This window comes from Streptomyces sp. NPDC030995 (genome assembly GCF_055571215.1).
Genome location: NZ_JBVIFS010000004.1, coordinates 199,464 through 222,168 on the forward strand (window position 1 = coordinate 199,464; position 22,705 = coordinate 222,168).

The 22,705-nt window shown below is 69.6% G+C and carries 21 protein-coding genes; 11 read left to right on the plus strand and 10 right to left on the minus strand.

What is annotated here, in order from left to right; translation table 11 throughout:
- Positions 1-57: 57 nt before the first annotated feature.
- From ACZ45T_RS09350 to ACZ45T_RS09365, 4 genes are all read right to left on the minus strand, one after another.
- A complete protein-coding gene (locus ACZ45T_RS09350) occupies positions 58-963 on the minus strand; it encodes a LysR family transcriptional regulator (RefSeq protein WP_468439091.1) in 906 nt (301 codons plus the stop codon).
- Between the two features lie 177 nt (positions 964-1,140).
- Positions 1,141-2,262: a cystathionine gamma-lyase gene (locus ACZ45T_RS09355; protein WP_468439401.1), complete on the minus strand. Its 1,122-nt coding sequence runs from the start codon at positions 2,260-2,262 to the stop codon at positions 1,141-1,143.
- A gap of 79 nt (positions 2,263-2,341) precedes the next feature.
- Entirely contained in the window at positions 2,342-2,839 is a 498-nt protein-coding gene (locus tag ACZ45T_RS09360; RefSeq protein WP_468439093.1) for a low molecular weight protein-tyrosine-phosphatase, read from the minus strand.
- An 11-nt stretch (positions 2,840-2,850) separates the two neighbouring features.
- Entirely contained in the window at positions 2,851-3,231 is a 381-nt protein-coding gene (locus ACZ45T_RS09365) for a phage holin family protein (RefSeq protein ID WP_468439095.1), read from the minus strand.
- A gap of 89 nt (positions 3,232-3,320) precedes the next feature.
- On the opposite strand from ACZ45T_RS09365, the gene ACZ45T_RS09370 reads away from it, so the two are divergent.
- The 4 genes from ACZ45T_RS09370 (at position 3,321) to ACZ45T_RS09385 (ending at position 5,619) form a co-directional block, all read left to right on the plus strand.
- Complete coding sequence (locus ACZ45T_RS09370) at positions 3,321-3,638, plus strand: cupin domain-containing protein (protein ID WP_468439097.1); 318 nt, start codon at positions 3,321-3,323, stop codon at positions 3,636-3,638.
- Positions 3,639-3,803: 165 nt separating this feature from the next.
- Entirely contained in the window at positions 3,804-4,031 is a 228-nt protein-coding gene (locus tag ACZ45T_RS09375; protein ID WP_468439099.1) for a DUF5326 family protein, read from the plus strand.
- 271 nt (positions 4,032-4,302) lie between these two features.
- A complete protein-coding gene (locus tag ACZ45T_RS09380) occupies positions 4,303-5,073 on the plus strand; it encodes an IclR family transcriptional regulator (RefSeq protein ID WP_468439101.1) in 771 nt (256 codons plus the stop codon).
- 96 nt (positions 5,074-5,169) lie between these two features.
- Entirely contained in the window at positions 5,170-5,619 is a 450-nt protein-coding gene (locus ACZ45T_RS09385) for an SsgA family sporulation/cell division regulator (RefSeq protein ID WP_468439103.1), read from the plus strand.
- Positions 5,620-5,664: 45 nt separating this feature from the next.
- Here the strand turns inward: ACZ45T_RS09385 and ACZ45T_RS09390 are convergent, their stop codons facing one another.
- Complete coding sequence (locus ACZ45T_RS09390) at positions 5,665-7,071, minus strand: YibE/F family protein (protein WP_468439105.1); 1,407 nt, start codon at positions 7,069-7,071, stop codon at positions 5,665-5,667.
- A 212-nt stretch (positions 7,072-7,283) separates the two neighbouring features.
- Between ACZ45T_RS09390 and thiC the strand changes: the two genes are divergently transcribed.
- Positions 7,284-9,074, plus strand: coding sequence for a phosphomethylpyrimidine synthase ThiC (gene thiC, locus ACZ45T_RS09395; protein ID WP_468439107.1), 1,791 nt, complete (start codon positions 7,284-7,286; stop codon positions 9,072-9,074).
- A gap of 95 nt (positions 9,075-9,169) precedes the next feature.
- On the opposite strand, the gene ACZ45T_RS09400 is transcribed toward thiC, so the two are convergent.
- Positions 9,170-10,258, minus strand: a complete 1,089-nt coding sequence (locus ACZ45T_RS09400; protein ID WP_468439109.1) for a glycosyltransferase — start codon at positions 10,256-10,258, stop codon at positions 9,170-9,172.
- A gap of 382 nt (positions 10,259-10,640) precedes the next feature.
- Here ACZ45T_RS09400 and ACZ45T_RS09405 point away from each other — a divergent pair, with 382 nt between their 5' ends.
- The 3 genes from ACZ45T_RS09405 (at position 10,641) to ACZ45T_RS09415 (ending at position 14,652) form a co-directional block, all read left to right on the plus strand.
- Positions 10,641-11,837 (plus strand): hypothetical protein, encoded by a 1,197-nt coding sequence (locus tag ACZ45T_RS09405; protein WP_468439403.1) that lies wholly within the window; start codon positions 10,641-10,643, stop codon positions 11,835-11,837.
- Between the two features lie 365 nt (positions 11,838-12,202).
- A complete protein-coding gene (locus tag ACZ45T_RS09410) occupies positions 12,203-12,988 on the plus strand; it encodes a hypothetical protein (RefSeq protein WP_468439111.1) in 786 nt (261 codons plus the stop codon).
- A 296-nt stretch (positions 12,989-13,284) separates the two neighbouring features.
- On the plus strand, positions 13,285-14,652 hold the full coding sequence (locus ACZ45T_RS09415; protein ID WP_468439113.1) for a hypothetical protein: 1,368 nt from the start codon (positions 13,285-13,287) through the stop codon (positions 14,650-14,652).
- Positions 14,653-14,693: 41 nt separating this feature from the next.
- Here ACZ45T_RS09415 and ACZ45T_RS09420 read toward each other — a convergent pair whose 3' ends face one another.
- The 3 genes from ACZ45T_RS09420 to ACZ45T_RS09430 all read right to left on the minus strand — a co-directional run bounded on the left by ACZ45T_RS09420 (position 14,694) and on the right by ACZ45T_RS09430 (position 18,151).
- Positions 14,694-15,512, minus strand: a complete 819-nt coding sequence (locus ACZ45T_RS09420) for a hypothetical protein (protein ID WP_468439115.1) — start codon at positions 15,510-15,512, stop codon at positions 14,694-14,696.
- Positions 15,513-15,660: 148 nt separating this feature from the next.
- Complete coding sequence (locus ACZ45T_RS09425; protein ID WP_468439117.1) at positions 15,661-16,806, minus strand: metallophosphoesterase; 1,146 nt, start codon at positions 16,804-16,806, stop codon at positions 15,661-15,663.
- Positions 16,807-17,035: 229 nt separating this feature from the next.
- On the minus strand, positions 17,036-18,151 hold the full coding sequence (locus tag ACZ45T_RS09430) for a LacI family DNA-binding transcriptional regulator (protein WP_030028209.1): 1,116 nt from the start codon (positions 18,149-18,151) through the stop codon (positions 17,036-17,038).
- Positions 18,152-18,512: 361 nt separating this feature from the next.
- Here ACZ45T_RS09430 and hisC point away from each other — a divergent pair, with 361 nt between their 5' ends.
- A complete protein-coding gene (gene hisC, locus ACZ45T_RS09435; RefSeq protein ID WP_468439119.1) occupies positions 18,513-19,592 on the plus strand; it encodes a histidinol-phosphate transaminase in 1,080 nt (359 codons plus the stop codon).
- Positions 19,593-19,616: 24 nt separating this feature from the next.
- Here the strand turns inward: hisC and ACZ45T_RS09440 are convergent, their stop codons facing one another.
- On the minus strand, positions 19,617-19,985 hold the full coding sequence (locus ACZ45T_RS09440) for a cyclophilin-like fold protein (protein ID WP_468439121.1): 369 nt from the start codon (positions 19,983-19,985) through the stop codon (positions 19,617-19,619).
- A gap of 192 nt (positions 19,986-20,177) precedes the next feature.
- On the opposite strand from ACZ45T_RS09440, the gene ACZ45T_RS09445 reads away from it, so the two are divergent.
- Complete coding sequence (locus tag ACZ45T_RS09445) at positions 20,178-21,683, plus strand: cytochrome ubiquinol oxidase subunit I (RefSeq protein WP_468439123.1); 1,506 nt, start codon at positions 20,178-20,180, stop codon at positions 21,681-21,683.
- A gap of 18 nt (positions 21,684-21,701) precedes the next feature.
- Positions 21,702-22,703: a cytochrome d ubiquinol oxidase subunit II gene (gene cydB, locus ACZ45T_RS09450; RefSeq protein WP_468439125.1), complete on the plus strand. Its 1,002-nt coding sequence runs from the start codon at positions 21,702-21,704 to the stop codon at positions 22,701-22,703.
- Positions 22,704-22,705 lie beyond the last annotated feature (2 nt).

Sequence of the window (22,705 nt, forward strand, 5' to 3'; positions counted from 1 at the left end):
GAGAAGAGTGGCCCACCGCTCCGCTTCTGAAACGCGCCCCGGGCCGAAAAGAGAAGCTCACCAGCGCGCGGCGGCGTCCAGCAACCGGTCGCGGGCCCTGGCGAGGTGGGCGAGGGCGAGGCCCCCGGTGCGTACGACCAGGAACCACGTGCGCAGCGGCGGTACGGCAGGCTCCATCAGGGCCACGATCCGACCGCTGTCGAGGGCGTCCTGACACAGGTAGCGGGGCAGGACGGCGAGCCCGGCACCGGCCAGGACGCATTCCAGTACGGCCCGCAGATCGGGTGCGACCACGGTGGCGGCCATCGACCTGGCGTCGGGCGCGGTGTCGAAGACGCCGGCCCAGTAGCGGGTGACGAGCGGCAGGGTCTCGTGGACCTCGACGACCGGGATGCCGTCGAGGGCGGCGGGACCTCCGTCGCGCAACCGGTCCGTGTCGACGAGGGCGGCCCAGTAGGGCGCGGCGACCAGGACGTGCTCCTCGTCGCACAGGGCGGTGGCGGTGAAGAGCTCCCCGCGGGGGTGGGCGGTGGTGACGACGAGGTCGTGGTGGCCGGCGGCGAGCCCGTCGAGGGTCGCCTCGGCGCCGGTCTGCAGGGTGGCGCGCAGGGTGTGGCCGCGGCCGACGAGGGGTGCGAGGGCGGGGAGCACGCGCAGGCACAGGAACTCGGGGGGTCCGGCGACGTGCAGGGTGCGCAAGGTGCCGGCGGCGTCCCGCTCGGCCTCGGTGATCCGGAGCAGGGCGTCGAGGTGCGGGGCGGCCTTGTGGGCGAGTTCGTCGCCGACGGCGGTAGGGGTGACGCCGCGGGCCCGGCGCAGGAAGAGCGGGCGCCCCAACTGGCGTTCGAGGGTGCGGATCTGAGAGGTCACGGCGGGCTGGGACAGTCCGAGCAGGGCGGCGGCGCGGGTGAACGAGCCGGCCCGGTGGACGGCCACGAAGGTGCGCAGCAGGGCAAGGTCCATCGCGGCACCTCTCGGTGGGGGCCTACAACTATAAATATGCCGATGGCCTCCTGTCGTTACCGTGATTGGACTCTGACGCAGGGTCAACTAGCCTTGTCGAGTGGTTCTTCGCGCGCGGAACCCAGGGCGGTCCGAGCCACGAGGGGGGAGGCTCGGACCGCCTTTTCCAGGGTCCGTTCAGCCCGTGCCACCCGCACGGTCAAGGGCGCGCAGGACGTCCGCGACCAGGTCCTCGGTGTCCTCGGCGCCGGCGGAGAAGCGGATGAACCCCTCCGGCACGGCGTCGCCGCCCCAGCGTCCGCGCCGCTCGGCGGTGGACCGTACACCGCCGAAACTCGTGGCGTCCTCGACCAGGTGCAGGGCGGCCATGAACCGCTCCGCGTGGGCGCGGTCGGGCAGGGTGAAGGAGACGACCGATCCGAAGCCCCGCATCTGGCGGGCGGCCGTCTTGTGGGCGGGGTCCGTGGCCAGGCCCGGGTAGCGCAGCCCGGTCACCTCGACGCGGTCGGCCAGCGCCTCGGCGACGGCCATCGCGTTGGCCCACTGCCGCTGCGCGCGCAACTGGATGGTGGCCAGGGAGCGGTGGGCGAGCCAGGCCTCCATCGGTCCCGGGATCGCACCGACGATCTTGCGCCAGCGCCGGACGTGGGCGGCGAGTTCCGGATCGCGGCAGACGACGTAGCCGAGCAGGAGGTCGCCGTGGCCGGTGAGGCCCTTGGTGCCGCTCGCCACGGAGAAGTCCGCCCCGAGCTCCAGGGGCCGCTGCCCGAGCGGGGTGGCGAGGGTGTTGTCGACGGCGACCAGGGTCCCGCCGGCGTGCGCGGCGTCCGCGAGACGTCGTACGTCGCAGACGTCGAGCCCGGGATTGGACGGGGTCTCGATCCACAGCAGCCGGGCGCCGTCGAGGACCGCGAGCTGGGCGTCCTCGCCGGTCGGGGCGGTGCGTACCTGGATCCCGTACGCCTCCAGCTGCTCCCGCAGCAGCGGCAGCGCCTGGTAGCCGTCGTCGGGCAGGACGACGGTGTCACCGGTGCGCGCCTGGGAGAGCAGGACGGCGGAGACCGCCGCCATGCCGGAGGCGAAGACGACGGTGTACACGTCCTGGCCGGGGGCCTCCAGTTCGCCGATCGCCCGTTCCAGCAGGGTCCAGGTGGGGTTGGTGTCGCGGCCGTAGGTGTACGGGCCCTCGACGTCGCCCGGGAGGTGGAAGTGGGCGGCGAAGACCGGTCCGGGCAGCGGCGGCTCGTTCTTGACCGGTTCGGGCAGTCCGGCGCGGACGGCCCGGGTGCCGTCGCCCAGCGGGTCCGCGGGCCCGTGCCCGGTCGGCCCGGTCGGCCCTGCTGCTGCGGGGGCGTACTCGTTCACGCGGTGCACTCCTTCACGCGGTGTACTCCTTCACGGCCTCGCGTACGGCGTCCAGCAGACCGGGGCTCGCCGCCTCGACCAGCGCCAGGCACTCCTCGAACCCGTCGAGCGACCCGTAGTAGGGGTCCGGTACGTCGGTCTGCGCGGCCGCGGCCGCGGCCGCCGGATCGTAGGACCGCAGCAGCCGGACCTTGGCGGCGTCCTGCGGGGTGGGCGCGAGCGCGCGCAGGTCCCGCAGGTGTCCGGCGTCGAGCGCGATGACGAGGTCGAGGCGGGCGAACCAGGAGGACCGGAACTGCCGGGCCCGGTGGTCCTGCTCGTAGCCGGCGGCCTCCAGGACGGAGACGGTGCGCGGGTCGGCGCCGTCGCCCTCGTGCCAGCCGCCGGTCCCGGCGCTGTCCACCTCGACGAGGGAGTCGAGTCCGGCCTCCGCGACGTGGGCGCGGAAGACGGACTCGGCCATGGGCGAGCGGCATATGTTGCCCGTGCAGACGAAGCACACGCGGTACATGGGCGGCCCGTTCAGTCCTTGTCGGGCAGGACCATGTTCACGGCCCACGAGACGATGGAGATGATCAGGCCGCCGAGGACCGCGGTCCAGAAGCCGTCGACGTGGAAGCTGAGGTCGAGCTCCTCGGCCAGCCAGGAGGTCAGCAGCAGCATCAGGGCGTTCACCACGAGGGTGAACAGGCCGAGCGTGAGGATGAACAGCGGCAGCGAGAGCAGCTTCACCACCGGCTTGACGATGAAGTTGACCAGGCCGAAGACCAGCGCGACCAGGATCAGGGTGAGCGTCCGGCGGCCCAGGCTGCTGCCGTCGTCCAGGGTGATGTCGCCGAGCAGCCAGATGGCGACGGCCAGGGCCGCCGCGTTGGCGAGCGTCTTGACTACGAAATTCGTCATGTGTCTGATCGTGGCAGAGAAGATCCCGGTGGGACATCCGCAGATCAGCGGATGCCACGGCACGATCGAGCACAAGGGGCACAACCACGATGAAAGCCTTCCGGCTTGACGAGCTCGAAGCGGAGCGGGCCGCGAACGACGGCGCCTATCTGCAGTTCCTGCGCGAGCGGAACATGTCGGTCGGGCTCTACGCGCTCGACGCCGGGCAGAGCGATCCGCAGCAGCCGCACCGCCAGGACGAGGTGTACTTCGTCGTCAGCGGGCGGGCCTCGATCACGGTCGGGGAGGAGACGAGCACGGTGGCGCGCGGCAGCGTGGTCTACGTGCCGGCCGGGGTCCCGCACAAGTTCCACCACATCAGCGAGGACCTGAGGGTGCTGGTGGTGTTCTCCCCGCCGGAGAGCTGACCGGGCCGCTCGCGTGGCGGTCTCGTGTGAGGGTCGGCGCCCTGATCCCCCTAAGGGGCGGATCAGGGGACTCCGGGGGCTCGCGGGCCCCCGCCCGAGACCGTGCACTCCTAGCATCGAAAGCAGGAAGTCACGGACGACGACGAAGAAGATGAGGTCGAGGACATGAACGGGATCCGGGAGACATTCGCAGGCATGCCCTGGTGGGTTAAGTGGGTCGCCGTTCCGCTGCTGGCGCTGTTCGTCTTCGGCGGTGTGATCACCAGCATCCTGGGCGCGCTGATCGGGTTCGTCTTCAAGCTGCTCCTCTTCGTCGGCCTGGTCGGCGGCCTGATCTTCGTGGTGAAGAAGGTCGGCGGCGGCGGTTCTAAGTCCTCCGCCGGTGAGTGGTAGAAGGCAAGGGGCAGAAGCGGACAGGCCGGGTCCTTCCGGGATTAAGCCATGTGAGGGAACGTGAGCCGCTAAACCGCTCACACCTCGGGAATCGGCGGATAGAGTGGCAATCTATGCCGTTCCCTGGGCGCCGCACGCCGGTCATGCCGCTCTGACCTGCGGTTGTCTTGACCAGCCGCTGAGTACGACCCCCAGGAGCCACGGCATACGCGGGGGCGGCCCCCGCAGGGCGGGCCCCCCACAGGTCCGCCGCCACGCCTGGGGGTGAGCTTTGGCTTCGGTTCACAATGCCGGTGTTCCGACCCTGATCGGTTCGGTGCAGAGGGCACTGAGGCTGCTCGAAGCAGTGGGGTCCCATAGCGAGGGAGCTCCGGCGAAACAGCTGGCGCGCGAGGCCGGGCTCCCGCTTCCCACCGCGTACCACCTGCTGCGCACCCTCACGCACGAGGGCTATCTGCGCCGGGAGAGCGGAGTGTTCGTCCTGGGCGACGCGGCGGGGCGTCTCGCCGGTGGCGGACTCCAGCAGAAACGTCGCAGCATGATCCTCGACTCCCTCGCGCACTTCCGCGACGCGGTCGGGGCCCCCGTCTACTTCGCGGTCTACCGCGAGGGTGAGATCGAGGTCGTGGGTGTCTCGGACACCCCGGCCAATCCGGCCTGCGAGGAGTGGGCCGATTTCCGTGCGACCGGCCATGCGCACGCCATCGGGCAGTGCCTGCTCGGCCAGCTCGACGAGAAGGCGCGTCAGGACTATTACGACCGTCACCCGGTCGAGGCCATCACCCCTTATACCGTGCGCGATCTACGGTCACTGGAGCACCGGATCGGGGCCCTCGGGCGAATGCAGCCAGTAATCGAGCGGCAGGAATATGCGCTCGGCACAGTCTGCGCCGCCATCCCCATCACAGCGGGCGATACCGCCGCAACCATGGCGATTTCTCTCCCCCTGCATGATCAAGATCGATTGCTCTATGTAGTCAATCGACTACGGAGTGAAGTAGGCGCGCTGTTGAGCACCCTCTCGTTCTCTATCAGTATCTGAAAACTCACTCCTTGTGATCTGCTAGCGCTTCCACCACTCTTGTCAAGAGGTCCCTGGGGGACATTCCTGGCCACTTCCACTACAGCGGGGTAGGCAATGCGCGAGTCGGTACAGGCAGAGGTCATGATGAGTTTTCTCGTTTCGGAGGAGCTCTCGTTCCGGATTCCGGTGGAACTCCGGTACGACGCCCGTGATCCCTACGCAGTCCGCCTGACCTTTCACCTTCCGGGAGATGCGCCCGTGACCTGGGCGTTCGGCCGGGAACTCCTCCTCGACGGCATCAACAAGCCGTGCGGTGACGGCGATGTGCACATCGCCCCCACCGACCCCGAGGAACTGTCCGACGTCCACATCCGGCTCCAGGTCGGCGGCGACCGGGCCCTGTTCCGCGCCAGCGCGGCGCCGCTCGTCGCGTTCCTCGACCGCACCGACCGGCTCGTTCCGCTCGGTCAGGAGCGGAACCTGGGCGACTTCGAGGAGAACCTCGACGAGGCGCTCGGCAAGATCCTCGCCGACTCGCGGCAGAACGAGCAGAACGCCGGCTGACCCCCGCCGTTCCTCGGACCGCCGCCCCCTTCCTTCGCGAAGCGTTCAGCGCTTGCGCCGCCGGCCCCGGCCGCCGCGAACCGGCCCCGAGGCCGGCCCGGCGACCGGGGATCCCGGCCGGTCGGCGGAGACGACCAGCGCGGCCAGCGCCGTGGTCACCGGGACCGAGGCCACCAGGCCGATCGAGCCCACGAGGGTCCGTACGATCTCCTCCGCCACCAGCTCGCTGTTGGCCACCGAACCCATACTGCTGTTCGCGATCGAGAACAGCAGGAGCAGCGGCAGGGCGGCGCCCGCGTAGGCGAGCACCAGGGTGTTGACCACCGAGGCGATGTGGTCGCGCCCGATCCGGATGGCCGCCCGGTACAGCCCGCGCGGCCCCATCGAGGGGTCGGCCTGGTGGAGTTCCCAGACCGCCGACGTCTGGGTGACCGTCACATCGTCGAGCACGCCCAGCGATCCGATGATCACGCCTGCGAGCAGCAAACCGCTCATGTCGATCTCCGGGTAGAGCCCGTGGATCAGCCCGGTGTTGTCGTCGGTGTTGCCGCTGAGGAACGCCCAGTCGATGAATACCGAGCCCAGCAGCCCGATCAGCAGCAGCGAGACGAGCGTGCCGAGGACGGCGACCGAGGTGCGGGCGGTCAGGCCGTGGCACATGTAGAGCGCGATGAGCATGATGGCGCTCGCGCCGATCACCGCGACGACCAGCGGGTTCGAACCCTGCAGGATGGCCGGGAGGATGAAGAGGGTCAGCACGCCGAAGCTGATGACCAGCGCGATCAGCGCGAACAGCCCTCGCATCCGCCCGACGAGCACGACGGCGACCGCGAAGATGCCGGCCAGCAGCGCCATGGGGAGCTTGCGGTTCACGTCGATCACCGAGTACTGGAGGTCGCGCGGGGCGTCCGGAGCGTACGCCACCACCACCTCCTGGCCGTCCGTCAACTGCCGCGGCGCGCCCGGCTGGACGATCTCCACGAAGGTGCGGCCCTTGTCCGGGCCGCTGCCGATCTCGACGGTGGCCTTCTTGCACTCGCCGGTCTGCGCGGCCTGGGCCTCGCGCCCCTCGGGGGTGGAGGTGTCCCCGGTGGGCGGCACCTGCGAGGCGTTCACCGATTTGCAGTCGACGCGTGCGAGCGAGACGACCTTGCCCTGCTGGGTCTGGCGGTCGAAGCCGACCCCCGTGCGCTCGTGGGCAGGGGCGCCGCCCGGCCAGAGCACCACCATGCCGACGAAGACGGCGGTGGCGAACGGGATCAAGACGGCCGCGATGACCTTGCGCAGGTGCTTCGAGACCGGGGCCGCCGGACCATGACCGTGGCCATGGCCGTGGCCGTGGGAATGACCGGAGGCGGGCCCGGGACCTGAGTGCCCGGGACCTGAGTGCTCGTGGCCGGCGTGACCAGCGGGCTCCGTGGGATCGGTGGGGGGCTGCGGCGAGGGCGTCACCAGCAGATCATCGCAAGAGATGAGGGGGCCCACTGTTCAGCACGCCATGGATGACGCTAGCGTGGGGGCTACTTTGCACAACGCGGGAGCTCGGAGCACCGGGCTGAGAGGACGCTGATCACCGTACGCGCATCACCGATGCGTACGGGAAGAGGCTGCGTCGACCGCCGAACCTGTTACCGGGTAATGCCGGCGTAGGGAGATCAGGTCTCATGACCATTCAGGACGACGCACGCACGCCTGCCGTCAGCCAGGACACCGACGGCCAGACCGAGCGCCAGCCGGGCTGGCACAAGGGATACCTGGCGGGCTCCCGCCCCGACCTCCGGGTGCCGGTCCGCCAGGTCCACCTCACCAACGGCAAGGACGTCACGCTCTACGACACGTCCGGTCCGTACACCGACCCGACGATCGAGACCGATGTCCGCCGGGGTCTCGCGCCGCTGCGCGAGAACTGGATCATCGGGCGCGGTGACACCGAGGAGTACGCGGGCCGTCCCGTGCGCCCCGAGGACGACGGCATCAAGCACACCTCGCCGCGCGGCGGGCTCAAGAACCTCGACGCGGTCTTCCCGGGCCGCCCGCGGCAGCCCCGCCGCGGCCGTGGTGGCGCCGCCGTCACGCAGCTCGCGTACGCCCGCCGGGGCGAGATCACCCCGGAGATGGAGTACGTCGCGATCCGCGAGAACGTCTCCCCCGAGGTCGTGCGCGAGGAGATCGCCGCAGGTCGCGCGGTGCTTCCGGCGAACGTGAACCACCCCGAGATCGAGCCGATGATCATCGGCAAGCGGTTCCTGGTGAAGGTCAACGCCAACATCGGCAACTCCGCGGTCACCTCCTCCATCGAGGAGGAGGTCGACAAGATGACCTGGGCGACCAAGTGGGGCGCCGACACGGTCATGGACCTCTCGACGGGCCGCAACATCCACACCACCCGCGAGTGGGTGCTGCGCAACTCCCCCGTCCCGATCGGCACCGTGCCGCTCTACCAGGCGCTGGAGAAGGTCGACGGCCGCGCCGAAGACCTGACCTGGGAGATCTACAAGGACACGGTCATCGAGCAGGCCGAGCAGGGCGTCGACTACATGACGGTCCACGCCGGCGTGCTGCTGCCCTACGTGCCGCTGACCGCCCGCCGCAAGACCGGCATCGTCTCGCGCGGCGGCTCGATCATGGCCGCGTGGTGCCTGGCGCACCACAAGGAGAACTTCCTCTACACGAACTTCGAGGAGCTCTGCGACATCCTCGCGACGTACGACGTCACGTACTCGCTGGGTGACGGCCTGCGCCCCGGCTCCATTGCGGACGCCAACGACGCGGCGCAGTTCGCGGAGCTGAAGACGCTGGGCGAGCTGAACACGATCGCCAAGCGCCACAACGTCCAGACCATGATCGAGGGCCCGGGCCACGTCCCGATGCACAAGATCAAGGAGAACATCGACCTCCAGCAGGAGATCTGCGAGGAGGCGCCGTTCTACACGCTCGGCCCGCTGACCACGGACGTCGCGCCCGCCTACGACCACATCACCTCGGGCATCGGCGCCGCGATGATCGCCTGGTGGGGCACCGCGATGCTCTGCTACGTCACGCCCAAGGAGCACCTGGGCCTGCCCAACCGGGACGACGTGAAGACCGGCGTCATCACGTACAAGATCGCTGCGCACGCCGCGGACCTGGCCAAGGGCCACCCGGGCGCCCAGGAGTGGGACGACGCCCTGTCGGACGCGCGGTTCGAGTTCCGCTGGGAGGACCAGTTCAACCTGGCCCTGGACCCGGACACGGCCCGCGAGTTCCACGACGAGACCCTTCCCGCCGAGCCGGCCAAGACCGCGCACTTCTGCTCCATGTGCGGTCCGAAGTTCTGCTCGATGAAGATCTCGCAGGACATCCGCCGTGAGCACGGCGGGGACCTGAAGGCCGATGAGATCCAGGCCGGCATGGCGGAGAAGTCCGCCGAGTTCGCGGCCTCGGGCAATCGGGTCTACCTGCCGCTGGCCGACTGAGCCACGCCCGAACAGGACCGGCCCGCACCCGAGGGGGGAGGAGCGGGCCGGTCCGGCGTGCGGCGGTCAGGCGTGCGATGGCCGGCATGCGCCGGTCAGGCGACCACCTGGTAGTCCGGGCCCAGCTTGGCGCGCGCGAATTCGAGGTTCCCGGTGATCCGCTCGCGCTGGGATTCGGGGAGTTCGTCCGACTGGAGGAGGCGCTCGCAGCAGTCCAGCGACTCCTGGTACTCGCCGACCCAGTAGGCGGCGACCGCGAGTTCGTCGAGCGCGCGCCACTCGTACCAGTCGAACTCGACGAAGAGGATGTCCTCGGGCCGGGGGATCCGCACCGCCTGCCGGGCGAACATGTACGCCAGTGGCCAGCGGCCCTTGTTGCGGCAGAGGCGGGCGAGATCGCCGAGCGACTCGGCGCGTGAGGGGCGGCTCTCGTGCGCGCGCAGGTAGCGGTCCATCACCTCGGCCGACGGCCTTTCGAGACTGGCCGCGAGGCGTGCCGCGTAGAGCCGGGCGCAGAAGGCCTCCTCGGCGAAGCCGCCCATGCCGGCCCGGAGGTCGTAGGTGGTGAGGGACTTCTCCGGTTCTCCCGCGTCGCGCCAGCTCTGTGCCAGGTAGAACATGTAGCGGGCGTTATCGGGTTCCTTGATCAGCCCTTGCCGGAGAATCTCCGCGTCCCGCAGGTATTTCTCCCGCTCGCCGCCTTCGCCGAGGCGCGCCCCGCCGCCGACGATGAGGATATTGGCGCCTTCGAGGACTCCTTGGCTGTGCCGCTCTTCGCAATCGAGGTACTCGTGGAGCACGCCTACGTATTTCCACGGCAATCGGGTGGAGACCAGAGCGGGCCGCCAGTGGATGACGGGCTGGTGGTGCACGGCGACGCGGTATGCGTCGGAAGTCAGCTCCGGCATGCGAAAACCGGGCTCTACCTGCATCATGTCGTCGGCGTCGAGGAACAGCAGGTAGTCGGCGGTGGGGCGGGCGAGGTCGATCGCCTCGTTGCGGCTGCCGTCGAATCCCTTCCACGGCCGCTCGTGCAGAACACCGGGCAGATCACTGAAGAATTCCCGGATGATGTCCTGGGTGCCGTCCGTCGAGCCGGTGTCCACGATCACCCAGGTATCGATCAACGGGCGTACCGATTCGAGACAGCGCCGGATCACCGGAGCCTCATTCTTGACGATCATGTTCAGACAGACCGTTGATTTCAAGGTTCCCATCCACTGTAGTGATGAAAATGACCTTGAGCCGACCGTAGGCATCCGCGTAATGCCGTGCAAGGAAGCTCGACCGCAAGGGCGAGGACCGGGCCGCGCCCGGCACGGTATGAGCGGCCATTGGTGTGGCATGACTGGTCCGATAAGCGGACTTATCCGCGAGGCTCCCGTCACTCGCGACTGCGTTCCCCACGATGACCGAGGTGGCCTGAGAGGCCCCCGCACATCGTTCGATCCGGTTTCGAGAAGGAGTGGTATGAGCCCCGACAACAGGACCAGGTCAACCCTCGGTCCACTGCCCAGGCGCAGTAGCTGGCTGACTGGTGGCACGCTCGCATCACTTGCCCTGGTGATGATTGGAGTCGCCAGCCCCGCGCTGGCCACGGCTCAGGCAATCCAGGCGGCCGAGAGGGTCAACGCGGCGAGCCCCGCGGGTGCGCCCCACTGCCCGCCGAACAAGCATGACCACAACCCGGACCAGAACCCGGACCAGAACCCGGACCACGATCCGGACTTCGACCCGGACTTCGGCCCGGACCACGATCCGGACTTCGGCCCGGACGAAGAGCCGAGGACTGCGGACGTCAAGGCCGGCGCGCCCGTCGGTGACGACAAGTGCGAGCAAGGCAGGCCGGGTGCCACGGGCGCGACCGGTCCGAGGGGTGCCACGGGTGCCACAGGTGCCACCGGTGCCACGGGTACCCCGGGTGCGGACGGCGCGACGGGAGCGACCGGTGCCACGGGTGCGACCGGTGCGACCGGTGCGACCGGTACCCCGGGTGCGGACGGCGCGGACGGCGCGGACGGCGCGACGGGCGCGACCGGTGCGACGGGTGCGACCGGTGCCACGGGTACCCCGGGTACGGACGGTCTGAACGGCGCGGACGGCGCGACGGGCGCGACCGGTGCCACGGGTGCGACCGGTGCGACCGGTACCCCGGGTACGGACGGTCTGAACGGCGCGGACGGCGCGACGGGCGCGACCGGTGCGACCGGTGCGACGGGTGCGACCGGTACCCCGGGTACGGACGGTCTGAACGGCGCGGACGGCGCGACGGGTGCGACCGGTGCCACGGGTGCGACGGGTGCGACCGGTGCCACGGGTACCCCGGGTACGGACGGTCTGAACGGCGCGGACGGCGCGACGGGTGCGACCGGTGCCACCGGGCCCTGCAGCGACATCGACAGCTTTGCGCCGTCGGCCACGGAGTCGTTCAACGCCGTACTCACGAACGGCATCGCCTACGTCGGTCGTGCGGACACGGCCGGAGGGAACCCCGTCTGGACGGACCTCACGACCGCGGAAAACCCCGGATTCCCCGTCGGCAGGGCCTGCGGTATCTCGATCCTCGACCAGGGCGCCAACTCCTACGTCAAGGTGCTGACCAACGACGGTCAGGTCTTCCAGACGCACGGAGACACCAACGGCGACGACTTCATCTGGGACGAAGGGTGGACTCCACTGACCGCCCCGGTCCCTGGGTCCCTCAAGGGGAAGAAGTTCAAGGGAGAGTCGATGCTTGGAGCCCGGAAGAACCGCCTCCCCTAGGGAGGCTCACTCCGGCTCACGGGCCGGGCCGCCGAGGTCCGGGCTTGTGAAGTCCGGAGGTGTGTAGCCGGGCCGGGATCCCTCGGAGGGGATTCCCGGGCTGGTGAAGTCGGGCCGGGTGTATCCCAGGTTGGGGATGCGCCCGGCCTCCTTGGCGTGCGGGGGGGTCGAATACCCCGGCCCCGCGCTCGGGTCGCGGACCCGCGCCATCTCCGTGCGGCCATTGGTGCCGCATCGCTGGTCCGATAAGTGGACTTGTCTGCGAGGCGTCGCGCCACTCGCGACGCCAATCCCCACGATGACCGAGGTGGCCCCATGGCCCCATCGCACATCGTTCGATCCGGTTTCGAGAAGGAGCGGCGTACATGAGCCCCGAGAAAAGGACCAGGTCAATCCTGGGCCCGCTGCCCAGGCGGAGCAGCTGGGTGAAGGGTGGCACCCTCGCATCACTTGCCCTGGTATTGGCGGGAATCTCCAGCCCCGTGCTCGCCACGGGTCAGACCCTCCAAGCGGCCGACGCGGCGCGCGTGGCGAGCCTTACGGTCGCCGGGGACAAGTGCAAGCAGTACGACAACGATCACGGTGACCACGACTACGATCCGAGAGTGGCAGGTCCCCGCGGTGGCGGCGACGAGTGCCCGAAGCCGGGTCCGACGGGTCCGACGGGCCCGCGGGGTCCGCAGGGTGAGCCCGGGGCCGACGGAGCCACGGGTGCGACCGGTGCGACGGGCGCTACGGGTGCTACTGGTGCTACGGGTGCCACCGGCGGGGCCATCTGCCGGTCCATCGACGCCGTCCGGGACCAGGCAAGTCGCGAGTACAAGGCGGTGATCCCGGGAGATGGGAACACCTATGCCGGCGTACGCGATCTCACGGGCGACGACGCGGGCGTCTGGACCTGGTACGACCTCACCCTGAACCCGGAGGGCAACTACCCGGAGGACGCCTGTGGTGTCTCCATCGCGCAGCAGGCCAACGACATCACGATCGAGGTGCTGACCCAGGGCGGGGTCATCTTCGAGACCCCCTGCACCGCGGTCCCGGGTGGCGGACAGGACCCGACCGCACTCACCTGCACTGGGGTGTGGACTCAGTCGTTCCGGCAGCCTGACGAGGGCGACCCGGATCAGCGTAGGGCGGCAAGGCGATGAAGTAACAGGCACGCCGCACCGACGTGTCCCGGGCCGGTCGGGGGAGGTCACTCCGGCTGGTGTCGGGGCCGCCGAAGTCCGGGCTCGTGAAGTCCGGAGGCGTGTAGCCGGGCCGGGGTCCCTCGGAGAGGGATCCCGGACTGGTGAGGTCGGGCCGGGAGCATCCCAGCTGGGGATGCGCCCGGCCCCTGGTGTGTGGGGAGCCGGATATCCCGGCCCCCGCACTCGGGTCGGCCAGCCTGACCCGAGGCCCTATCGCAGATCGTTCGATCCGGTTTCGAGAAGGAGCGGCGTACATGAGCCCCGAGAAGAGGACCAGGTCAACCCTGGGCCCGCTGCCCAGGCGGAGCAGCTGGGTGAAGGGTGGCACCCTCGCATCACTTGCCCTGGTACTGGCGGGAATCTCCACCCCCGTGCTCGCCACGGCTCAGAACCTCCAGGCGGCCAAGACCGCCCGCGTGGCGAGTCCCACGGGCGGCGGGGACCACTGCGATCCGAACAAGAACCCCAACCACGATCCGAGAGAGGACCCCGAGGCCGGCCCCCGCGCTGGTGGCGGCGACGAGTGCCCCGGCAAACCGGGTCCGACGGGCCCGACGGGCCCGCGGGGCCCGCGGGGTGCGCAGGGTGCGACCGGGGCTGACGGTGCGACGGGTGCGACCGGTGCCACGGGTACGGACGGTCTGGACGGCGCGGACGGCGCGACGGGCGCGACGGGTACCCCGGGTGTGGACGGTCTGGACGGCGCGGACGGTGCGACGGGTGCGACCGGTGCCACGGGTACTCCGGGTACGGACGGTCTGAACGGCGCGGACGGCGCGACGGGCGCGACGGGTGCCACGGGTGCGACGGGTACCCCGGGTGTGGACGGTCTGAACGGCGCGGACGGCGCGACGGGCGCGACGGGTACCCCGGGTACGGACGGTCTGAACGGCGCGGACGGCGCGACGGGTGCGACGGGTGCGACCGGTGCGACGGGTACCCCGGGTACGGACGGTCTGAACGGCGCGGACGGTGCGACCGGTGCCACGGGTGCCACGGGTGCGACCGGTGCCACGGGTACTCCGGGTACGGACGGTCTGAACGGCGCGGACGGCGCGACCGGTGCGACCGGTGCGACGGGCGTCGATGGTGTCGATGGTGTGGACGGCGCCAGGGGTGCCACCGGCGCGACCGGTGCCACGGGGCCGGCCGGCCAGTGCAACGCCATCGCCAACTACAAGCCCAGCGCGTCCCGTGAGGTCAAGGCGGTGATGATCAACGGGGTCGCGTACGTCGGAATCCGCGGGATCGCCGGCCCCGGTTCGTCGGTGACGAACTTCGACTGGCACAACCTGACCAATCCCGCGCGCAACCCGGGCTACCCCACCGGGGTGGCGTGCGGAATCGCCGTCGACGAGCACTCCAACGGCGCCAACATCGAGGTGTCGACGACCGACGGGCGGGTCTTCGAGACCTTCTGCACCGTCAGCAACCCCACGCCGTCTCTGAACTGCGGGACGGCGGCGCCGATGGATCAGCACGCGTGGGTCCTGATCACCCCCGGCCCCCTGACCGCTCCCGCGCTGAACAGGTCCGTCGAGGACGCGCCCGCCCAGCCATCGGCGGCCCAGCCCCGAGCGCCCAAGGGCGACAAGTTCCGCCGCGAGCACCCGGCCGGGTGACCCGCCAGTGAACCCAGGCGGCCCGGGCCGCCGGTCGGACCTCAGTCCGGCCGGTGTTCGGGGCCGCCGAAGTCCGGGCTCGTGAAGTCCGGAGGCGTGTAGCCGGGCCGGGGTCCTTCGGAGGGGGATCCCGGGCTGGTGAAGTCGGGCCGGGAGTACCCCAGGCTGGGGATGCGCCCGGCCCCTGGCGTGCGGGGGGTCGGATATCCCAGCCCCGCACTCGGGTCGGCCAGGGCGTCCCGCAGGAACGGAATGATGCCGCGTTCCAGCAGCGCGTGCCGCCAGGCCTCGCGGGCCCGCGCCACCTCGTCGGGTATCGCCTCGGTCTCGTCCGCGGCCACCTCGGTCGCGCTGTTGCGGACGGCCGTCACCAGCAGCCCGATCACGGCGAAGAGCAGGGCGGCCACGGTGAGCGCACCGAACAGCCAACCCGCCGTCAGCATGGTCTGGGCGAAAGCCGGTTCGGGCTCGATCATCTTCAGGCTGTAGCCGACGAGCAGGAAGATCAGCATGGCGGTGCCGGCCAGGACCGGCGCGAGGACCGCGACCACGGCGCTGACGCCCACGCCACCGCCGCCGCCCTGCTCGCCGTACTCGTCCGCCGTGGCACCCGGCGTGGACAGGACCTCGTCGCGCCGTTCCTCGCGGACCTTCACGTAGTGGTCGTACTCGGCCGCGGCCGCGGCCGCCAGCAGTGCGCTGGCGCCCTGGGCCATGGTGCGCAGCTGTTCGGCGTTCAGCCGTTCGCCGAGGGTGGCGAGTTCGGGCCGGTCCTGCGCGGTGCGCAGCGCCTCGTCGAGGAGCCGATCGAACTCCGGCCGGTCTTCGGTCAGCAGGTGCGGAGCGCTGGTCATGTGCATCCCCCGATGCTCCGTACAAGCCGGTATGCCCGCGTAGACCCGGGCGCCGGCACAAACGGAGGAGAGCCTGCTACGGATAGAGCGATGGTAGAGCGCCCACACCACGCCGTGACAGGGGCTTTCCGGAAATACCCCTCTCCGTAAGCTCTCAGTCGCTCAAAGGGAGTTGTACGACAAGCAGTTTGCCGGCCATCGTCACTCCGCCGTCCATCGCGATGGCGAGCCCTTCCGCGTACACGTGCGGGCCGTCCACGGCCTCCGGGCCGCGCGCCCCGTCACCGTCCTCGGTGCCCACTTCGCCGAGCAGGTACGGGATGGGGCTGTGCCCGTGCACGACGCGCGTGCCGCCGTACGTGTCGAGCAGCTCGCGTACGGCCTGCGGGCCGGTGCCCTCGTCGCGGAAGGCGAACCGCTTGGTGAACTTGCGGAAGAGGTCCCAGGTGATGTCGGCGTCACCCCGGTTGAGGAGCTCGTGGATGGTGTCGTTGACGTCCTCGATGGAGTCGCCGTAGTCGAGGTAGGCCGTGGTGTCGGAGTGCAGCAGCAGGTGGCCCTCCTCCAGGACGGCCGCGTCCAGGCGGGACATCCACTGCAGGTGTACGTCCTGCAGGCGCTCCATGTCGGTGCGCTGACCGCCGTTGAGGAGCCAGGCGGCCTGGAAGGTGGCGGTGCCGGCGCCGGAGACGACGGGGGTGTCGCCGAACCGCTTGGCGCCGATGAGCAGCAGTTCGTGGTTGCCCATCAGGGCCTTGCAGTAGCCGCCGGCGGCGGCGGCCTCGGCGGACAGCCGCATGACGAGGTCGATGACGCCGATGCCGTCGGGGCCGCGGTCGGTGAAGTCGCCGAGGAACCAGAGCCGGGCGTTGCCGGCGGACCAGCGGTGTTCCGCGTCGATCAGACCCTGGGCCTGGAGTTCGTGGACGAGCTCGTCCAGGTAGCCGTGGACGTCGCCGACGACGTAGAGCGGGCCGGGGCCGGCGGCCGCCGGGGCCTCCTGGGGGACGTACTGGACCTGGACGGTGTCCCCGGGGCCACCGACCGCGCCGCGGCCGATGACGGGGAGGTCGCGGTGGGTCGGCGTGTAGCCGTCGAGGTCGTCGTCCTCGGGTGCCTGGCTCGTGGCGTGCGCGGGCAGCGCGCCGTCCTCGTAGTACGCCGGGTACTCGCCGTACACGGGGACCTCGCCGGGATGCCCGGTGGATACGGCGTACGGGGCGGGTTCGTTGACTGGAACCCGGAAGTCCCGCAGCGTCTCCGTCCGCATCGCGGGTCCCTGACCGGCCCCCTGAGTCATCGACCCCTCCACCACCGTCGCGCTGCCGTACACCTGCGGACCCTCTGACCTCCGGGGAGGAGGGTCCATGATGTCGTGCGCCCATCATAGGAATGCGGCTCGCGCTCTGTGACGCACCAGGGGTGGTGAATCCTAGGCGGAGCCGATCGTTCCTACCGCTTTCTACCGATATTGGTGCTGCTGAATCCTCGGCCGGGCCCTTGGCCAAGCCGACCGGACGGTCTGGCGGTCAGTCCTGGGCCGGCGAACGGGGCGGGCTGACGGTCGTGCGGGGCTGCCTGCGCTGGGACGAGGTGCGGATGATGAGTTCGGTCGGGACGACCTGTTCGACGGGGCGCCCGGTGTCCACTCCCTCGATCGCGTCGATGAGCAGCTGTACGACGGCGGTGCCGATCCGGCGCGGTTTGAGGGACAGGGTGGTGATGGGCGGTTCGGTGTTGGCGTAGACGGTGGACTCGCTGCAGCACACGAGCAGCAGGTCCTCCGGGACGCGCAGGCCGTAGCGCCGGGCGGCGGCGAGCAGGTCGGTGCCGTTGGGGTCGAAGAGCCCGTAGACGGCGTCGGGCCGGTCGGGGCGGGCGAGGAGGCGGTCGGCGGCGACGGCGCCCGCGCACGGGTCGTGGGCGGGGTAGGACTCGTAGACGGGGTCTTGGCCGACGCGCTCGCACCAGTTGAGGTAGGCGGTGGTGGAGAGCCGGGTGTAGGTGTCGGTGGTGGTGCCGGTGAGCAGCCCGATCCGGCGGGCGCCCGCGGCGGCGAGGTGGTCGAGCAGGCCCAGTACGGCGGCCTCGTGGTCGTTGTCGACCCATGCGGTGACGGGGAGGGAGCCTGCCGGGCGGCCGTCGGAGACCACGGGCAGGCCTTGGCGGACCAGTTCGGTGACGACGGGATCATGGTCGGAGGGGTCGATGACGACGGTGCCGTCGAGGGCGACGTTGGACCACACGTCGTGTCGGGAGGTGGCGGGGAGGATGACGAGGGCGTAGCCGCGGGCGAGCGCGGCGGAGGTGGCCGCTCTGGCCATCTCGGCGAAGTAGGCGAATTCGGTGAAGGTGAAAGGTTCATCCCCGTACGTCGTCACGGTCAGGCCGATGAGGCCCGACTTGCCGGTACGGAGGGTGCGGGCGGCGGCCGACGGGCGGTAGCCCAGGCGGTCGGCCACTTCGCGAACGTGGCGGCGGGTGGCGTCGGGCAGCCGTCCCTTGCCATTGAGCGCGTCGGAGACGGTTGTGATGGAGACGCCCGCCGCAGCGGCCACGTCCCTGATGCCTGCCCGGCCCTGTCGGCCGGCGGCCCGCCGGGTGGTCTCGGTCCGGCTCACCTGATGCTTCCCTGCTGCTGTCATGGCGAGCCGATAGTAGGGCGCGGTGGGGTGGGTGGTCCGGGTGCATATGCACCCGTTGACAGGCACGATTCTGCATGGTTCGCCACCCCCAATGACCTTGGAAATGAAGGCATTTGATCGCCAAGGGTGGGAGTGGCGCTTGTAGGCGGGTCCGGGCATGCCAAAACGGTTTGGTCTCGGGCCGGTCTCAACTCACCTGCACGAGGGATGCGCGCCACGGCGCAGGCCACCGGCGCGCGCATATATGCGTGCGCTCCCCCGCATTCCAGGCGCCCCCATTCTCGGAAGAGCGGAATCCTCATAAGGTGAGCAGTATTGAGTCGACGGCGACGTCGTACGGGACGGTCGAGGAGGACCTGCGGTGAGCGAGAAGAGCCCGAAGCTGCGCGCCGAGCTGGACGGCATTCCGACGTACAAGCCCGGCAAGCCGGCTGCCGCGGGAGGTCCCGTCGCGTACAAGCTGTCCTCGAACGAGAACCCGTACCCGCCGCTGCACGGGGTGCTGGAGAGCGCGGTCGCGGCCGCCGGCAACTTCAACCGGTACCCCGACATGGCCTGCACCGGCCTCGTGAACGAGATCGCGGAGCGGTTCGGCGTACCGGCGGACCACGTGGCCACCGGCACCGGCTCGGTGGGTGTGGCCCAGTCGCTGATCCAGTCGACGGCCGGCCCGGGCGACGAGGTCATCTACGCCTGGCGTTCCTTCGAGGCGTACCCGATCATCGTGCAGATCTCGGGCGCGACGTCCGTGCAGGTCCCGCTGACCGACGGCGATGTGCACGACCTGGACGCGATGCTCGCGGCGATCACCGAGCGGACCCGGCTGATCTTCGTCTGCAACCCGAACAACCCCACCGGCACCGCCGTGCGCCGCGCCGAGCTGGAGCGCTTCCTGGACCAGGTGCCCTCGGACATCCTGGTGGTCCTGGACGAGGCCTACCGCGAGTTCGTGCGCGACACCGACGTACCGGACGGCATCGAGCTCTACCGCAGCCGCCCGAACGTCGCGGTGCTGCGTACGTTCTCCAAGGCGTACGGGCTCGCGGGCCTGCGGGTCGGCTTCGCGGTGGCGCACGAGCCGGTGGCCGCGGCGCTGCGCAAGACGGCGGTGCCCTTCGGCGTCAGCCAGCTCGCGCAGGACGCGGCGGTGGCCTCGCTGCGCGCCGAGGACGAGCTGATGGGCCGCGTCGGGGCGCTGGTGTGCGAGCGCACGCGGGTCCACGAGACGCTGCTCGCGCAGGGCTGGGACGTGCCGGACACGCAGGCGAACTTCGTGTGGATGCGGCTGGGGGAGCGGACCGCCGACTTCGCGGCGGCCTGCGAGAAGGCCGGTGTGGTGGTCCGGCCCTTCGCGGGCGAGGGCCTGCGGGTCACGATCGGTGAGACCGAGGCGAACGACCTCTTCCTGCACGCGGCGGAGGCGTTCTTCAAGGAGCTGTAGCTCCGACGGCGGGACTCGCGCGCGTCAGGCGAGTTCCACGCGGATGGGATCGCCGTCGCGGACGGTGGACAGCAGGCGGGGGTCGCCGTCGAACGAGCCGAGCACGTTGCACGGGCTCGCCAGGCGGCTCTCGCCTCCGCGCGAGATGGGCGTGGGGCCGTAGGGCAGCGCGAGGGCGTCGCCCTCGGTCCAGAACGCGATCGTGCCGGGCTCGACGACCTGCTGGGCGTCGTGTTCCAGGGCCACCAAGACGCCGGTGTCGAAGTAGACCTCCTCGCCCCAGGTGTTGGCGGAGGCCGAGATCGGAAGGGCTTCGGCCAGGGCCTTGCTCGTCGGCGTCTCGTCAAGGGTTGCGGTGAGGTGGCCCGCAGGCCAGGAGATTCGAATCTGCATGAGCCGCATTCAACAATCTGTTGAATGGATTGGCTAGAGGGGTACCCCGCCCGAAGGTCGCCGAAAGCGGTACGACATAATGCTTGTGAATGTGAACGCGTTCACAAGCGTGTCCTGGTTTCTCCCGTATTGAGCGGGACACAACAGGCACACTGCCGCTGTGATCATGGGCGACGCGAAGGAGACGAGGACGTGGACCTAGCTTTGGCGCCGGAGACTCTGGCGCGATGGCAGTTCGGCATCACCACCGTCTATCACTTCCTCTTCGTACCCCTGACGATCTCGCTCGCCGCGCTCACCGCCGGCCTGCAGACCGCGTGGGTGCGCACGGAGAAGGAGAAGTACCTCAGGGCCACGAAGTTCTGGGGAAAGCTTTTCTTGATCAATATCGCGATGGGTGTCGTCACCGGCATCGTCCAGGAGTTCCAGTTCGGAATGAACTGGTCCGACTACTCGCGATTCGTGGGTGACATCTTCGGAGCCCCGCTGGCCTTCGAAGCGCTGATCGCCTTCTTCTTCGAGTCCACCTTCATCGGGCTGTGGATCTTCGGCTGGGACAAGCTGCCGAAGAAGATCCACCTGGCCTGCATCTGGATGGTGTCCATGGGCACCATCCTCTCCGCCTACTTCATCCTGGCGGCCAACTCCTGGATGCAGCACCCGGTCGGTTACCGCATCAACGAGGAGCGGGGCCGGGCCGAGCTCACCGACTTCTGGCTCGTCCTCACCCAGAACACCGCGCTCACCCAGTTCTTCCACACCATCACGGCGGCCTTCCTGGTCGGCGGCGCGTTCATGGTCGGCATCGCCGCCTTCCACCTCGCGCGCAAGAAGCACATCCCCGTGATGCGCAGCTCGCTCCGGCTCGGCCTGGTCGTCATGATCATCGCCGGTATGGGCACCGCCATCAGCGGTGACCTGCTCGGCAAGGTCATGTTCAAGCAGCAGCCGATGAAGATGGCCGCCGCCGAGGCGCTCTGGGACGGCGAGGCGCCGGCTCCCTTCTCCCTCTTCGCCTACGGAGACGTCGAGAAGGGCCACAACAAGGTCGCGATAGAGATCCCGGGCCTGCTGTCCTTCCTGGCCAACGACGACTTCACCTCCTTCGTCCCGGGCATCAACGACGTCAACAAGGCCGAGCAGGAGAAGTTCGGGCCCGGCGACTACCGGCCCAACATCCCGGTCGCCTACTGGGGCTTCCGCTGGATGATCGGCTTCGGCATGGCCTCGCTCGGCGTCGGCGTACTGGGGCTCTGGCTGACCCGCAAGAAGTTCATGCTGCCGGCGGGGCTGCGGACCGGGGAGGACGAGGTACCGAACCTGGTCCTCTACAAGAAGGCGCTGAGCCCGAAGTTCGCCAACCTGTACTGGATCGTCGCGCTCTGGACCATGGGCTTCCCGCTCATCGCCAACTCCTGGGGCTGGATCTTCACCGAGATGGGCCGCCAGCCGTGGGTGGTCTACGGAGTCCTGCGGACCCGGGACGCGGTCTCGCCGAACGTCTCCCAGGGCGAGGTGCTCACCTCGATGATCGGCTTCACCCTGCTCTACGCCGTGCTCGCCGTCATCGAGGTCAAGCTCCTCGTCAAGTACGTCAAGGCCGGACCGCCCGAGCTCAACGAGGCCGACCTCAACCCGCCCACCAAGATCGGCGGGGACGACAAGAACTCCGACCGGCCGATGGCCTTCTCGTACTGAGGCTGAGGAGACCACACCATGCAACTCCACGACGTCTGGTTCGTGCTCATCGCCGTCCTGTGGACCGGCTACTTCTTCCTGGAGGGCTTCGACTTCGGGGTCGGCGTCCTGACCAAGCTGCTCGCCCGCGACCGCAAGGAGAAGCGGGTCCTGATCAACACGATCGGGCCCGTGTGGGACGGCAACGAGGTCTGGCTGCTCACCGCGGCCGGGGCGACCTTCGCCGCCTTCCCCGACTGGTACGCCACCCTCTTCTCCGGCTTCTACCTGCCGCTGCTGCTCATCCTGGTCTGCCTGATCATCCGCGGTGTCGCCTTCGAGTACCGGCACAAGCGGGCCGAGGACCGCTGGCAGACCAACTGGGAACACGCGATCTTCTGGACCTCGCTGATCCCCGCGTTCCTGTGGGGCGCCGCCTTCGCCAACATGGTGCACGGCGTGAAGATCGACCAGAACAAGGAGTACGTCGGCACCCTCTTCGACCTGCTCAACGTCTACTCGGTCCTCGGCGGCCTGGTCACCCTCACCCTGTTCACCTTCCACGGCGCGGTCTTCACCTCGCTCAAGACCGTCGGTGACATCCGGGAGCGCTCGCGCAAGCTGGCCACCCGGCTGGGTGTGGTCACCGCCGTACTGGCCCTGGCCTTCCTGGCCTGGACCCAGTTCACGCGCGGCGACACCAAGAGCCTGGTCGCCATGGCCGTCGCGGTGCTCGCGCTGGTCGGTGCCCTCGGATTCAACCTGGCGGGCCGCGAGGGCTGGTCGTTCACCCTGTCCGGGATCACCATCGCGGCGACCGTCGCGATGCTCTTCCTGACGCTGTTCCCGAACGTCATGCCGTCCTCGCTGGACGACGCCTGGAACCTCACGGTCACCAACGCCTCGTCCAGCCCGTACACCCTGAAGATCATGACCTGGCTCGCGGGAGTGGCCACTCCGCTCGTCCTGCTCTACCAGGGCTGGACGTACTGGGTGTTCCGCAAGCGGATCGGTACGCAGCACATCGCCGACGCGCACTGATC